This window comes from Ruegeria aquimaris (genome assembly GCF_025751555.1).
Taxonomy (GTDB): domain Bacteria; phylum Pseudomonadota; class Alphaproteobacteria; order Rhodobacterales; family Rhodobacteraceae; genus Ruegeria_B; species Ruegeria_B aquimaris.
Genome location: NZ_JAOWLB010000003.1, coordinates 148,714 through 162,380, shown reverse-complemented (window position 1 = coordinate 162,380; position 13,667 = coordinate 148,714). Strand labels below are relative to the sequence as shown.

General features: G+C 65.9%; 15 protein-coding genes. 10 read left to right on the top strand and 5 right to left on the bottom strand.

Annotated elements, in window-relative coordinates; genetic code table 11:
* Window positions 1–47 precede the first annotated feature (47 nt).
* Complete coding sequence (locus OE747_RS05870) at window positions 48–992, bottom strand: tripartite tricarboxylate transporter substrate binding protein (protein WP_263827676.1); 945 nt, start codon at window positions 990–992, stop codon at window positions 48–50.
* A gap of 168 nt (window positions 993–1,160) precedes the next feature.
* On the opposite strand from OE747_RS05870, the gene OE747_RS05865 reads away from it, so the two are divergent.
* A complete protein-coding gene (locus tag OE747_RS05865; protein ID WP_263827675.1) occupies window positions 1,161–1,928 on the top strand; it encodes an IclR family transcriptional regulator in 768 nt (255 codons plus the stop codon).
* Here the strand turns inward: OE747_RS05865 and OE747_RS05860 are convergent.
* Window positions 1,916–2,611 (bottom strand): FkbM family methyltransferase, encoded by a 696-nt coding sequence (locus OE747_RS05860; protein WP_263827674.1) that lies wholly within the window; start codon window positions 2,609–2,611, stop codon window positions 1,916–1,918. The two genes, OE747_RS05865 and OE747_RS05860, sit on opposite strands and share 13 nt — an antisense overlap.
* Before the next feature lie 165 nt (window positions 2,612–2,776).
* Window positions 2,777–3,664 (bottom strand): LysR family transcriptional regulator, encoded by an 888-nt coding sequence (locus OE747_RS05855; RefSeq protein WP_263827673.1) that lies wholly within the window; start codon window positions 3,662–3,664, stop codon window positions 2,777–2,779.
* A gap of 93 nt (window positions 3,665–3,757) precedes the next feature.
* Between OE747_RS05855 and OE747_RS05850 the strand changes: the two genes are divergently transcribed.
* On the top strand, window positions 3,758–3,973 hold the full coding sequence (locus OE747_RS05850; RefSeq protein ID WP_263827672.1) for a hypothetical protein: 216 nt from the start codon (window positions 3,758–3,760) through the stop codon (window positions 3,971–3,973).
* Between the two features lie 167 nt (window positions 3,974–4,140).
* Here OE747_RS05850 and rpe read toward each other — a convergent pair whose 3' ends face one another.
* Window positions 4,141–4,830 carry a ribulose-phosphate 3-epimerase gene (rpe, locus tag OE747_RS05845; RefSeq protein ID WP_263827671.1) on the bottom strand — a complete coding sequence of 230 codons (690 nt, stop codon included), beginning with the start codon at window positions 4,828–4,830 and terminating at the stop codon, window positions 4,141–4,143.
* A gap of 64 nt (window positions 4,831–4,894) precedes the next feature.
* Window positions 4,895–5,647, bottom strand: a complete 753-nt coding sequence (locus tag OE747_RS05840; RefSeq protein ID WP_263827670.1) for an SDR family oxidoreductase — start codon at window positions 5,645–5,647, stop codon at window positions 4,895–4,897.
* A gap of 94 nt (window positions 5,648–5,741) precedes the next feature.
* Between OE747_RS05840 and OE747_RS05835 the strand changes: the two genes are divergently transcribed.
* The 8 genes from OE747_RS05835 (at window position 5,742) to OE747_RS05800 (ending at window position 13,662) form a co-directional block, all read left to right on the top strand.
* Window positions 5,742–6,671, top strand: coding sequence for a LysR family transcriptional regulator (locus tag OE747_RS05835; protein ID WP_263827669.1), 930 nt, complete (start codon window positions 5,742–5,744; stop codon window positions 6,669–6,671).
* Between the two features lie 58 nt (window positions 6,672–6,729).
* Window positions 6,730–7,551, top strand: coding sequence for a phosphonate ABC transporter ATP-binding protein (gene phnC / locus OE747_RS05830; RefSeq protein ID WP_263827668.1), 822 nt, complete (start codon window positions 6,730–6,732; stop codon window positions 7,549–7,551).
* Window positions 7,552–7,612: 61 nt separating this feature from the next.
* Window positions 7,613–8,515: a phosphonate ABC transporter substrate-binding protein gene (phnD, locus tag OE747_RS05825; protein WP_263827667.1), complete on the top strand. Its 903-nt coding sequence runs from the start codon at window positions 7,613–7,615 to the stop codon at window positions 8,513–8,515.
* Between the two features lie 65 nt (window positions 8,516–8,580).
* Complete coding sequence (gene phnE, locus OE747_RS05820) at window positions 8,581–9,462, top strand: phosphonate ABC transporter, permease protein PhnE (RefSeq protein ID WP_263827666.1); 882 nt, start codon at window positions 8,581–8,583, stop codon at window positions 9,460–9,462.
* Window positions 9,459–10,829 carry a phosphonate ABC transporter, permease protein PhnE gene (gene phnE, locus OE747_RS05815; RefSeq protein WP_263827665.1) on the top strand — a complete coding sequence of 457 codons (1,371 nt, stop codon included), beginning with the start codon at window positions 9,459–9,461 and terminating at the stop codon, window positions 10,827–10,829. Before phnE (OE747_RS05820) ends, phnE (OE747_RS05815) begins: the two co-directional genes overlap by 4 nt.
* A 20-nt stretch (window positions 10,830–10,849) precedes the next feature.
* Window positions 10,850–11,464, top strand: a complete 615-nt coding sequence (locus OE747_RS05810; protein ID WP_263827664.1) for an LbetaH domain-containing protein — start codon at window positions 10,850–10,852, stop codon at window positions 11,462–11,464.
* Window positions 11,465–11,563: 99 nt separating this feature from the next.
* Window positions 11,564–12,568: a helix-turn-helix transcriptional regulator gene (locus OE747_RS05805; RefSeq protein ID WP_263827663.1), complete on the top strand. Its 1,005-nt coding sequence runs from the start codon at window positions 11,564–11,566 to the stop codon at window positions 12,566–12,568.
* A gap of 89 nt (window positions 12,569–12,657) precedes the next feature.
* Window positions 12,658–13,662, top strand: coding sequence for a DUF1214 domain-containing protein (locus tag OE747_RS05800; RefSeq protein WP_263827662.1), 1,005 nt, complete (start codon window positions 12,658–12,660; stop codon window positions 13,660–13,662).
* Window positions 13,663–13,667 lie beyond the last annotated feature (5 nt).

The following is a 13,667-nucleotide window of genomic DNA, read 5'->3' as shown; positions in this document are numbered from 1 at the left end:
GGTTCCGGCGAAAGGGACCGGGGCAGGGCGCCCCGGTCCGGTCACGGTTATTCCAGCAGGCCGCCGATACGGGCCATGGTGGCGATGTCATTCTCGATGCGTGCGGCGCTGTCGCCCGCGTCCTGCCAGTAGACCAGCGCGCCGGTCTCCTTGGCGACGGCCTGGGCACGCTCGCTCATCATCGACTCCTTGGCAACGGCGACGATCTTGTCGCGCACATCCTGCGGCGTGTCCTTGGTCACGAAGAGGCCGTTCCACAGCGCGATGTTCAACTCGGGGTCAAGCTCGCCGATGGCGGGCGCGTCCGGCACCAGCGGGATGCGCTGGTCGGTGATCGAAGTGAGCACCTTGACGCTGTCGAGGCAGGGCAGGATCAGTTGCAGCGTGGTGTTGATCACGTCCGCATCGCCCGAGGCCAGCGTGTTGCAGTCGAGCGCGTCAAAGGCTGCGTCCGAGCCCCATTCGAAACCGGCATTCTTGGCGAATGCCTTGGTCACCTGCGTCGGTGTCAGCACATCGCCAAAATGGCCCAGCGCCACGTCGTTGGATTTGGCGTATTCGGCCAGTTCCGCCATGCTGCTATAGGGCGCGTCGCCCGAGGTGGCGATGACAAAGGGATAGGTCAGGAAAATCCCCAGTGGATCGAATTTCGCAGGCGTCAGCGGCGCGATGTCGATCTGGTGGCCCATCACCGGCACCCCGATCACGAAAGAGCCGATGGTATAGCCGTCGGCGGGCGCATTGGCCACTTCGATGGCGCCCGGGAAGGGACCGCCGCCGCCGCCGGGCTTGTTCACCACCGCCGCCGCGACACCGTATTTGTTCTGGAAATCCTCGGCGATCATGCGGGTCAGCACGTCTTCCAGGTCACCCGGCGGCCAGGGCACGATGAAATTCACCGGCTTCTCGGGGTATTCGGCCAGCGCCGCTCCGGCGCTCAGCGCGACGGCCGCAGTGGCCAGCGCGCCTGCAATCTTGGTCTTGATCGTCATAGTGGTCCTCCCGGTTCCTATTTAGCGTTGTCGGTTCATTATATGAACCTGTGGTTTAAATACAGATTGACAGGCCGGACTACCATCTGTCAACTGTTTCTGCGAAAAGGCGGCCTGAATTTGTGGCTTTGCCCGGATCGCGGGCAGGACAGGGGCGGAAAACGACGGATGGGTACGGTTACCAAGGCATTGTCACTGTTGGGGTTGTTCAGTCACGCCCGGCTCGAAATGGGGCTCAGCGAACTGACCCGGCTGTCCGGCATGAACAAGGCCACCGTCTACCGGATGATGAGCGAATTGCAGGCCGCCGGATTCGTCGAGCAGCTCGACGGCGACCGTGCCTACCGGCTGGGTTCGGAACTTTTGCGTCTTGCGGCGCTGCGCGAGGCGGCGGTGCCGCTGCTGTCGGTCTCGCGCGAGGTGCTGCGCCACCTCTGCGAAGTGACCGGCGAGACCTCGCATATGTCCTTGCAGCGCGACGGGCGCCTGACCACGCTGACCCATGCCTACAGCTCGCGCCACGGCACCCGCGTGGCGATGGAGGATGCCGAAATCCTGTCGTTCCACGCCACCGGTTCGGGGCTGGCCTATCTAGCCTTTGCCGCGCCGGGCTTTGCCGAAGAGGTGCTGTCAGGCCCGCTGACCCGCCACACGCCTGAAACCGAGACCAACCCAGACCGCCTGCGCGCCGCGCTGGACGAGGCGCGCCGGACCGGTATTGCGGAATCGGTAGGCGGGTTCGAGGCGGATGTGCATTCCCATGCGGCGCCGATCTTCGGCCCCGACCAGACACCCATCGGCGCGCTGGCCGTGGCCGCCCCGGTGTCGCGCATGACGCCCGAACTCAAGGCGCTGATCCGGGCCGAGATCAAGTCCTCGGCCCTGGCGCTGACCCAGCGCATCGGCGGCTTCTGCCCGGCGTCCTACCCGGCCTGAACGCGCAGGCAGGTCCAGACGGTGCGGGTCGACTTCTCCTCGACCCGCTGAAATCCCGCCTCGGTCAGGATCGCCTTGCATTCGCGCATCCCCTCGACGCCATAGGCCTCGGGGTGAAACTCTAGCACCACGGCGCGGAACTGGCCCAGGTCGGCATGGCGCAACAGTTCCAGCTCGCCGCCCTCGATATCCATGATCAGAACGGTCGCGCCGGTCTCGGCGCAAACCGCCGCAAAATCGGCGGTGGGCACATCGACTACGGTCGAGGGCCGCCCGGCGGGGTTCAGCAGTGACGAGCCCAGATAGCTGCTGCGCACGTGAAACGGCATGCTCTCGGGCCGGTCCGGGGCGCTGATCAGGATCTGGTTGCGCAGGGCGATCCGGCCGCCCAGACCGTTCAGCGCATAAAGCGCCTCGATCTCGGGCACCAGTTCGGGATTGGCCTCGAACGAGGTCACCGCCTGCGGTTTTGCGTTCTGCGCCACCACGGCGCCGACGATACCAAGGCCCGCGCCAATCTCCAGCACCCGGTCCTCCGCGCCAGTGACATGCAGCGCGCCCGCGATCTCCTGCCCCTCGTAACGGGCGGCATTGATCCGCTCGATCCTCGTGTCGTTGAGAAACCGGGACGCGGGGACCTTGACGCCCAGACATTCAGCGGCGACGGAAACTGTATCGGGCACTGCCTTGCCTCACCTGTTATGTTGCTTGGCCCGTATCCTGAGCAGCGGGTGGCAAAAAGGCAAGGCCCGACAGGTACCGCTTGCGGCAGGGCCGGACGCCTCCGGCGGGAGTATTTTTGACCAGAAAGAAACCCAAACGCGGAATTGCCAGACCGGCAAGGGCGCCTAGCGATAGATCGCGGCATAGCGCGGCGCAAAGAAGCGGACGAAGGTCTTGACCTCGGGCCGGGTCCAGGCCTGCGGCGAGACCAGCAGCAGATGCGGCAGCGACAGCTCCTCGATCGGCCCGAAACAGCGGATATAGGCGGGATCGTCGCCCACCAGACGCAGGTTGATCAACCCCAGCCCGTGTCCGGCGCGGACCGCGGCATGAACAAGGTCTACCTCGGAATAGGTCTGTATGATCTGTCCGGGCGCGACATGCCGGGCCAGCCAGTCATGTAGTCGGGGGGGCACCCCCTCACGCAGGTAGCCGATGAACCTGTGGCCCTGTAATGCCGTCGCCGCGCGCGGCAGACCGTGTTTGGCGGCATAGGCGGGTGCGCCGAACAGACCCCATTCTGCGGTACTGATCCGGCGGCAGACCAGGTCCGGGTCGGGATCGGTAAACGCAAGCCGCAGCGCGATATCGGCCTCGCCCGCTTTCAGGTCCAGGACCCGAACGCCCGGCAGGAACTCGAACGAGACATCGGGATGCGCGAGTGAAAACGCGCTGAATATCTCTTGGGCGCGGGTGGAGAAATTGCCGCCATAGGCGGTGATCCGGATCGGGCGCGGACGTGCCAGCGCCGTTGCCTGACCGGCCAGGGCATCGACCGCCGCCTCGGCCGCTTCGGCCAGCGGCAGGAGGGTCCGGGCCGCCGGGGTCGGGTGAAAGCCGCGGGTGTCGCGGTGGAACAGGATCAGCCCGGTCTCCTGTTCCAGCGCGTCGATCTTCCGGGCCACGGTCGGCTGTGCCAGGCCCAACTGGCGCGCGGCGGCCAGCGTCGAGCCCTGCCGCATGACGGCGAGGAAGACACGCAGGTTGGACCAGTCGCGCAAACCGCTCTTCATTTTTGTAGAACAGCACAAAATCGCACCGGATACCAGCAGCGGGACAGGGCGGGCTATCCTGATCCCGTCTTCCGCATCGCAAGGTTCAGGTCCATGATCATCTCCAGCCTTCCCTTCCCCTTTTTCGGAAACCCTCTCTCGGATTGGTTCCGGCGCCCGACGAAAACCGGCCCGTCAAAATCGGACAGTGTTCAGGCGCAGGGGTCCCGAAAGGAGTTTCTTGACGAGTTGCTGACCCGGTCGCCGGATGCGTTTTCCAGCGCCTACGATATCGAGGCGGCAATGCTGATGTTCCCCGACCGGTTCTGATGCCCGGCTCAGGGTGCGCTCCCGCGCCCGCGCAGGTCCGGCTAGGCCGGACCCGCTGGCGGCCTTGGGCCGCGCGCCGCGCATCCGCGCGGCGCCGGGCCCAACGGGAGGAGGTGTTTTCTTCAGAAAACATCGACGACGGGCGGGAGCGCCCGCTGGCCTGAAGGTCAGGCCCAGACGCCCTCGGCGGCGGCGCGGATTTCGCGGATGTTCTGGCCATAGACGCCCGGATTGTCGACCGAGCCACCCCGGAACACCGCCGAGCCCGCCACCAGCACATCGGCCCCGGCCTGCGCCACCAGCGGCGCGGTTTTCGGGTCCACACCGCCGTCGATCTCGATATGCACGGGCCGGTCGCCGATCATCTCGCGCAGCCGCGCGATCTTGGTCGTCATGTCGATGAATTTCTGCCCGCCAAAGCCGGGGTTCACCGTCATCACGCAGATCAGATCCGTCAGGTCCAGCAGATGCGCCACCGCCTCGGCCGGGGTGCCGGGGTTCAGCGCCACGCCTGCCTTCATCCCCGCGCCCCGGATCGCTTGCAGCGTGCGGTGGATATGCGGCCCGGCCTCGACATGCGCGGTCAGCACATCGGCACCCGCGTCGGCATAGGCGTCGATATAGGGATCGACCGGCGCGATCATCAGATGCACATCCATCACCGTTTTCACATGCGGGCGGAACGCCTTGACCGCCATCGGGCCAAAGGTCAGGTTCGGCACGAAATGGCCGTCCATCACGTCCACATGCACCCAATCGGCGCCTTCGGCCTCGATGGCGCGGATCTCGGCGCCGAAATTGGCGAAATCGGCGGACAGGATCGACGGGGCGATCTTGATCTTGCGGTCAAAGCTCATGGCGGCCTCACGGTGGAAAGAGAGTCGCCCGCCCTATACAGGCTCTCGTCGCCGATGGGTAGGGTCAGCTCAGACCCGCCTCGGCCCGGCCCTCGGCCGTCTTCAGCGAGAAATCGGTCCCCCGATGCGCATCGCCCCCCGGACCGCAGAGATAGGCCAGCGCGCGCGCCACCCAATCGGCCGGGATATGCGCCGAAGGGTCCAGCCGGCTGACCGGGTTGATCCCCGAGGCGCGGATCTGCACCTGCATCCCGGTTGCCACCGTTCCGGGACTCAGCCCGATCACCCGGATGCCCTGATCGCGATACTCGCGGTCGGCGCAGCGGGTCAGCGCCAGCACCGCCGCCTTGGTGGCGCAATAATGGCTCCACCCCTCCAGCGCCGAGGTGGCCGCGCCCGAGGACAGGTTCAGCACCGTACCGTTCCCGGCGGCCAGCATCCCCGGCAGCACCGCACGCAGCCCGTGATAGGCGCCCTTGAGGTTCACATCCACCACCCGGCCCCAGTCCTCGGGGTTGCTGTCGGCCAGCCGGGCAATCGGGTCGATCAGCCCGGCATTGTTGATCAGCACGTGGATGGGGCCAAACCGCGCCTCTGTCGCCGCAACCGCCGCCGCGACCGCTGCCCAGTCACCCATGTCACAGGGCAGGGCCATCGCCTGATCGCCAATATCACCCGCCAGCGCCTCCAGCGCCGCGCCATCGCGCGCCAGCAGCGCTACCCGCGCGCCAAGGCCCGCGAAATGGCGCGCTGTGGCGGCGCCAATGCCCCGGCTTGCGCCTGTGATCACCACGGTCTGTCCTGTCAGATCGGTCATGTCTCTTCTCCCGCTATGCCGGACGGACACTAGGCGGGGGAATGATGCGGAAAAATACTGTCTTTCCCATCATACTCGTGCAAAAACAGCACGAATGGACACGGATACCCTGAAAACCCTCCTGCTGATCGCGCGGCAGGGCAGCCTTGCCGGTGCCGCCCGCGTGCTCGACACCGACCCCTCGGCGCTCTCGCGCCTGTTGGCCGGTGCCGAGGACAGGTTGGGCTTTCGCCTGTTCCACCGCAGCACAAGGCGGCTGTCGGTCACCGAGGCGGGGCAGGACTACCTCGCCCGGATCGAACCGCTGGTCGAGGCGCTGGAGGCCGCCCGCGACGAGGCTGCGGGGGCCGACCGCGCGCCGCGCGGCCCTGTGCGGCTCACCACGTCCACCGCTTTCGGACAGGTCTGCGTGCTGCCGCATCTGCCCGCCTTGCGCCGGGCCTGTCCCGAGATCACGCTGGAACTCCTGCTTGACGACGCGCCCCGCGACCTGGTGGCCGAACGTATCGACCTGGCCCTGCGCCTCGCGCCTGCGCCACGCGGCGACCTGATCTCGACCCGGCTGATGCGGACCCGCTACCATGTCTGCGCGACCCCCGGCTATCTGGCGCAACACGGCACCCCGGACCATCCCACGGGCCTTTCCCGGCACGACTGCCTGCGCATGGCCTTGCCTGAATTCCGCACCCGCTGGCTGTTCCGCGACACCCGGGGAGAGACCGAAGAGGTGCCCATCGACGGCACGCTGATCCTGTCCGGCGCGTTGGCGCTGCGCGAGGCGGCGCTCCTCGGTCTCGGGCCCGCGCTGTTGGCAGACTGGCTGGCGGCCGAGCCGCTGGCAAGCGGCGCGCTGGTCGATCTCTTTCCCGACCATCAGGTCACCGCGACGGGTTTCGACACCGGCGTCTGGGCGCTTTACCCCGACCGGGCACATCTGCCCGCCCGCACCCGCGCGGTGCTGGATTTCCTGCGCCAGAACCTTGTGCGCGGGCCGGGGCGCGTTACAAAACTTTCACTCCCCTGACATATCGGCTTCGTCTGACGGGCTTAGCACGCCCCCTCAACAAGACCGGGGGAAACACGTGCTGCGGATCGAAAAACTGACCAAGCGTTTCGGCGACAATATCGCGGTGAATGCCGCGACGCTGGATGTGGACAAGCCCTGCATGATCGGCATCATCGGCCGCTCGGGCGCGGGGAAATCGACGCTGTTGCGGATGATCAACCGGCTGAGTGACGCCAGCGACGGCCGCATCCTGTTTCAGGGCCGCGACATCACCCGCCTGCGTGGCGCCGAAAAACGCGCCTGGCAGGCGCAATGCGCGATGATCTTTCAGCAGTTCAACCTGGTGCCGCGCATGGATGTGGTCTCGAACGTGCTGCACGGCACGCTGAACCGCCGCTCGACGCTGGCCACCATGTTCAACCTCTACCCGACCGAGGACATCCACTGCGCCATCGACATTCTCGACCGGCTCGGCATCGCCGCCCACGCCGCCAAACGGGCCGAGGCGCTGTCGGGCGGCCAGCAACAGCGCGTCGCCATCGCCCGCGCCCTGATGCAGGACCCGGCGATCATCCTTGCCGATGAACCCATCGCCTCTCTCGACCCGATGAACGCGCAGGTGGTCATGCAGTCCCTGCGCCGCATCCACGAAGAGGACGGCCGCACCGTCATCGCCAACCTGCACACGCTGGATACCGCGCGTCGCTATTGCGACCGCGTTGTCGGCATGCGCGACGGGCGCATCGTTTTCGACGGGTTGCCCGAACAGCTCACCACCGGCGTCGCGCGCGAGATCTACGGCGCCGATGCCAGCTTTTCCGAGGCCGCGACCTCGACCGAGATCGACGCGCTAGATGCCGCGCAGCCGGCGCGTCAGCGCGCCGGGGCCACGGCCTGACCCTATCCACCGCAATCCCGGCCTTGGGATGGGCCGGACCAACCAACCGGAGAGACCAGAGATGAAAAAGATTGTTGCAGTTCTGGCGGCCACCACCGCCCTTGCCACCCCGGCGCTGGCGCAGGAGATCAGTGAATTCCGCATCGGCATTCTCGGCGGCGAAAACGCCCAGGACCGTCTGAATTCCAACGAATGCCTGCGCGAAAAGGCCGAGGATCTGCTGGGCGTCGAGACCAAGCTCTTTGCCCCTGCCGATTACAACGGCGTCATTCAGGGCCTGTTGGGCGGCACCATCGACATGGCCTGGCTGGGCGCCTCGGGCTATGCCAAGACCTATCTGAGTGACCCCGAAGCGGTCGAGCCGATCCTGGTCAAGGTCAACAATGACGGCGGCTACGGCTATTACTCCATCGGGTTTGCCCGCAAGGACAGCGGCATCACCTCGCTGGCGGACATGAAGGGCAAGGTCTTCGGCTTTGGCGATCCCAACTCGACCAGCGGCTTCCTGATCCCCTCGATCGAGATCCCGCAGGAAACCGGCGCCACCATGACCTCGGGCGATTACTTCGGCGAGGTCAAGTTCACCGGCGGCCACGAGCAGACCATCGTCGCGGTCAGCAATGGCGAGGTTGACGGCGGCGTCACCTGGGCCGACGGTCTGGGCGCATGGGAAGACGGGTTCAACTCGGGCGCCCTGCGCAAGGCGGTCGATGCCGGTCTGGTCGACATGAACGACCTGGTGCAGATCTGGCAGTCGAAACCCATCCCCGAAGGCCCGTTTGTCGTCCGCAAGGCGCTGCCCGCCGATGTCAAGGTCAAGATGACCGGTCTGCTGGCCTCGCTCAAGTCGATGGACGAGGAATGCGCCTATGGCGTGCTTCAGGGCGATGCCAAGGGGTTCATGCCGATCACCCATGACGCCTACGAGGTGATCATCGAGGCGCGCAAGCTCAAGTCGAACTGATCCGGGTTCATTCTTCAGGCGGGGTCCGCGCCAAGCGGGCCCCGTTCCTGCATCGGGAGCATTCCATGACAGACCTCACCGCCGGGCAAGGCGACCTGGCCCGCATCCGCGACGACTATACCGCGCTCACGCGGCGCAAACGGGTCTATGGCGGCATCCTCCTGATCCTCTTCGTCTCCCTGATGGCGGCGGGCTTTCACACCGCCGACGACCGCAACGCGGGCGGGTTCGTCGACGGCTGGCGGCGCATCCTCGACTATCCGGCCGAGGTGCTGACCGAGGCGCTGGAGAAATCGGCGCAGCTGCCCGGCCATCTGGTGCATTTCCTGCCCGCGCTGGTCGAGACTCTGAACATCGCCGCCGCCGCCACCCTGTTGGGCGCGCTCGGCGGCACCGTTCTGGCGCTCCTTTCGACACGCGGTCTGGCCTATTGGCCGCGCCTCATCCCGCTGTTTCGCCGCATCGCCGATATCTGCCGCGCGGTGCCCGAGATCGTCATCGCGCTGGTGCTGATCTTTGTGCTGGGCGGCGGCCCGGTGCCCGCGATGATCGCCATCGCCATCCATACTGCCGGGGCGCTGGGCAAGCTCTTCTCCGAGGTTGCCGAGAATGCCTCGCTGAAACCGGTCGAGGGGCTGGAATCCACCGGCGCCAACTGGGCGCAGCGGATGTATCTGGGCGTGATCCCGCAAGTGGGCCCCAATTTCGTAAGCTATGCGCTGTTGCGGTTCGAGATCAACATCCGCGCCTCGGCCATCCTCGGCTTTGTCGGCGCGGGCGGCATCGGCTATGAGCTGCGCAATGCCATGTCCTGGGGCCAGGGGCGTTACGACGAGGCGGCGGCGATCTTCCTTCTTCTCTTTGTCACCATCGTCGCGGTGGATCAGATCTCGGACCGCCTGCGCGCCCGGCTGACCCATGGCGCCCGGGCAGGGGTCACGGCATGAGCACCGCCACCACCGATCTGGACCTGATCCACCTGAAACATCAGGCCGACCGTCTTTTCACCCGCAAGCGGCTGTTGGGCTTTGGCCTGCCCGCGCTGGTGCTGGCCTATCTGGCCTATATCTTCTTCGCCTTCGACATGCCGGGGCTGGCCGCGCGGGCGAACTGGGAAAACGGCCGCACGCTGGTGGCCGACAGCTACAGCTACAAGACCCATGTCACCCGTGACAACCGCTCGGGCGCGGTGTCCGTCGCGGTCGAGGGCGAGCGCAAGGGCACCTGGTCCGACGGGCAGGCACCCGAATGGGTCGCCTTGGGTGAGACCACCGTCATCGACCTCACGGGTGGCCATATCGTCCGCTTCGGCCCCGAAACGGTGGAATACGACATCCCCGGCTACGGCACCCTGCGCGCCACACCGACGCGCACACAGGGCGTGGTCACCGAACTGCCGCCGGGCGATCTGCCCGACTGGATCAACCAGTCGAAAAACCGCATCACCGTCACCACCGAGGCCGGGCGCCTGACCGTGACCCGTAACCGGTCCGAGGTATTCCGCTATTTCACCGGGTGGGAACTGTTCTGGTTCACCCTCGACAGCCCCTATCACGGTCTGTCCCCCGCCGAACTGGCCCGCCGCGCCGCCAATGGCGAGGCCGGGGCGATCTGGCACGATTTCTGGAACAATACCATGTGGCGGCATGGCGATGTGGCCTGGGCCATTGGCGAGACCATCCTGATGGCCTTTCTAGGCACATTCGGCGCCGCCATCATCGCCCTGCCGCTGGCCTTTCTCGCCGCGCGCAACTTCAACCCGCTGGCGCCGGTCCGCTTTGCCATGCGCCGCGTCTTCGACTTCGTGCGCGGGGTCGATGCGCTGATCTGGACCGTGGTTCTGGCCCGCGCCTTCGGCCCCGGCCCGCTGACCGGCGCGCTGGCGATCCTGGTCACCGACAGCGGCACCTTCGGCAAGATCTTCTCCGAGGCGCTGGAAAACGTCGACGCAAAGCAGATTGAGGGCGTGCAATCCACCGGCGCCAATGCCGCGCAGCGCTACCGCTTTGGTGTGATCCCGCAGATCACCCCGGTGCTGCTCAGCCAAGTGCTCTACTTCCTCGAATCCAACACCCGCAGCGCCACCATCATCGGCGCCATCACCGGCGGCGGTATCGGCCTCTTGCTGACCCAAGCCATCATCACCCAGAAGGACTGGGAAGAGGTCGCCTATTACATCCTGCTCATCGTGCTGATGGTGATGTTGATGGACTGGTTTTCGGGCTGGCTGCGTGCCCGCCTGATCCGGGGCGAGACGGCGCGGCCGCGCAAACCGCGTGGCAATCCTGAACCCGAACCGTTCTTCCTGCCCTGAACTACACCGGAATCCGCATTATGGCCCGTCTCAGCGCCGATACCCCCTTCCTGCACCCCGGTTGCCAGATCACCGACAGCCGCTATGGCGCCTATGTCGAGATCGGCGCCAATAGCCGCCTGACCAACACCACATGGGGCGACTACAGCTATTGCGACCGCACCTGCGACATCGCCAATGCCCGCATTGGAAAGTTTGCCAATATCGCCAGCTTCACCCGTATCGGCGCCACCGATCACCCGATGGAAAAGGCCTCGCTGCATCATTTTCACTATCGGTCCGCCGACTACTGGGACGATGTCGAACACGATGGCGACTGGTTCGCGCACCGCGCCGGTCGCACCGCCACCATCGGCCATGATACCTGGATCGGTCACGCCGCCGTCATCAAGCCCGAGGTCACCATCGGCCATGGCGCGGTCATCGCCTCGGGCAGTATCGTGACCCGGGACGTGGCCCCCTATACCATCGTCGGCGGCAACACCGCGCGGCTCATTCGCCGCCGTTACCCCGAGGGCGTGGCCGAGCGGATGATGGCGCTGGCCTGGTGGGATTGGGATCATGCCCGCCTGCGTGCCGCGCTGCCCGATTTCCGCGCCCTGCGGGCCGAGGAATTCCTGGAGAAATACGCCTGATCCGCTGACGCGGGCCGCTCTCACAAACGCGTGACCTGCGCCCGCTATTGCGGCACACTCGGATCAACGCCCCGTGCGGCGCGTCCATCCGGGAGAGACATGCTCAGACCCTTCATCTCGTCGCGCACGCTGCATGGTCTTGACGCAGGGCTGGCGCAGAATATCGGTCGCGCCACCGCCCGGCGCGCACTGGCCGATTGCGAACTGCCCGCCGACGCGCTCGACAATCCGCGTCTCTACATCTCGCAGCTGGACGAGTTGCTCTTTCTGAACCGGATCGCCGGAATGGCCGGAACCGACAATCTGCTTTTCGCCCTCGGGCCCTATGCCAGCGTTGGCAATTACGGCCCGTTTGGCGACTATGTGACCTCCGCCCCCACCTTCGGCGCGGCCCTGCGGGTGACCCGCGATCTGATGACCTATCACGCCTCGCTGGACCGGATATCGCTGGGCCAGACCGGCCAGGGGTTCCGCTTTACCTATCACGCGGCCGTCCGCAATGCGCCGGGCTATTCGCATTACGCGACACTGGCGCTTGCCGTGGTGCTCAGCATCGCGACCCCCTATATCGGCAACCGCCACCGCCGCATGGTCGCGCTCAACTTCCCCAAACCCCGCGAAGCCGCCGGGTATGAGGCGTTTTTTGGCTGCGACGTCCGGTTCGACCAGCCCGAGTTGCGGCTGGTCTTCGATCCCGAGGCCGAGTTTGCCCGCCGCATCGTTCCGGCCACTGGTGATCTGACCCTAGCCGATGTCGCCCGCGACGCCTTTGGGTCGGCGCCGCAGACCCTGGTCGAGACAGTCCGGGCGCTGGTACGCGCAAGTCTGGCGGACGATCCGGGTATTGAGCGGGTCGCGCATCAGCTCGACATGTCCGCCCGCACCCTGCGGCGCCGGCTCGAGGATCAGGGCACCAGCTTTCGCGATCTTGCCCGCGCGGTGCGGGTCGACATGGCGCGGGAACTCATCCTGTTCTCCGGTCTGGATCTGACCGAGATCGCACAGCGGGCGGGCTATTCGCATGTCTCCCATCTGGGCCGTGCCTTTCGCCAGGTCACCGGCATGACACCCTCCACGGTGCGGGCGGCCCAGACGGGCCGCTGATCCGGCGCGACATGGCCGGAAATGGTTACCGGGCCCGGGGGCCGGGCGACTAGACTTGCCGCGAGATATTCAGGAGCTTGACCATGCCGATGTCCAGACTGTCCCTAACCACCATTCTCGCCGGTCTCGCCGTTCCCGGCACCGCGCTTGCCGAACCTGTCGCCGTCACGGTCGACAATTTTGTCCGCGCCGAGACCAACGAGATCATGAAATCTTATGTCGATCTGGCCGGTATCGGCGAATGGGGACACAGCCGCGTGCCCACACCGCTCGATCAGCAGAACGTGGTGCGGATGAACCGCGACACGCTCTATTCCTTTGCCGTGATCGACATGAGCACCCCGGTCACCATCGTCAAACCCGAAAGCGACCGCTTCCAGTCGATGCTGCTGATCAACGAAGAGCACTCGATGCTGCCCGCCATACACGAGGACGGCACCTTCACCATCCCGCCCTCGCTGGTCGGCACACGCTATCTGGCGGTGGTGATCCGCACCTTTGCCGACCCCAACGACCCCGAGGATGTCAAGGCCGCCAACGCGCTTCAGGATCAATTGCAGATCATCCAGCCCGACAAGGGCGCATTCGAGATCCCCGACTGGGATCCCGAAAGCCTGGCGCGCGTCCGCGACGCGATCAAGGTGCTGGGCAATACCCGCAGCGACACCACCCCCTATTTCGGGCAAAAGGCGCTTCTCAACCCGCTCTATCACCTGATCGGCACTGCGGTCGGCTGGGGCGGGAACCCGCCCGAGGCCGCGATGTACACGCTTGGACTGGTCCCCAACAATGACGGCACCCCCTATACCGTCACGGCCAAGGACGTGCCGGTCGACGGGTTCTGGTCGGTCACAGTCTACAATGCCCAAGGCTTTATGGAGGCCAACGATCTGGGCGTCTATTCCTACAACAACGTCACCGCCAAGCCGAACGCCGACGGCGGTTATACCATCAACTTCGGCGGCTGCGCGGACGGGCGCATCAACTGCATCCCGATCATGCAGGGCTGGAACTATGCCATCCGCCTCTACCAACCCCGCCCCGAGATCCTGGACGGAACCTGGACATTCCCCGATTTTCAGCCTGCGGGCTGATCCGA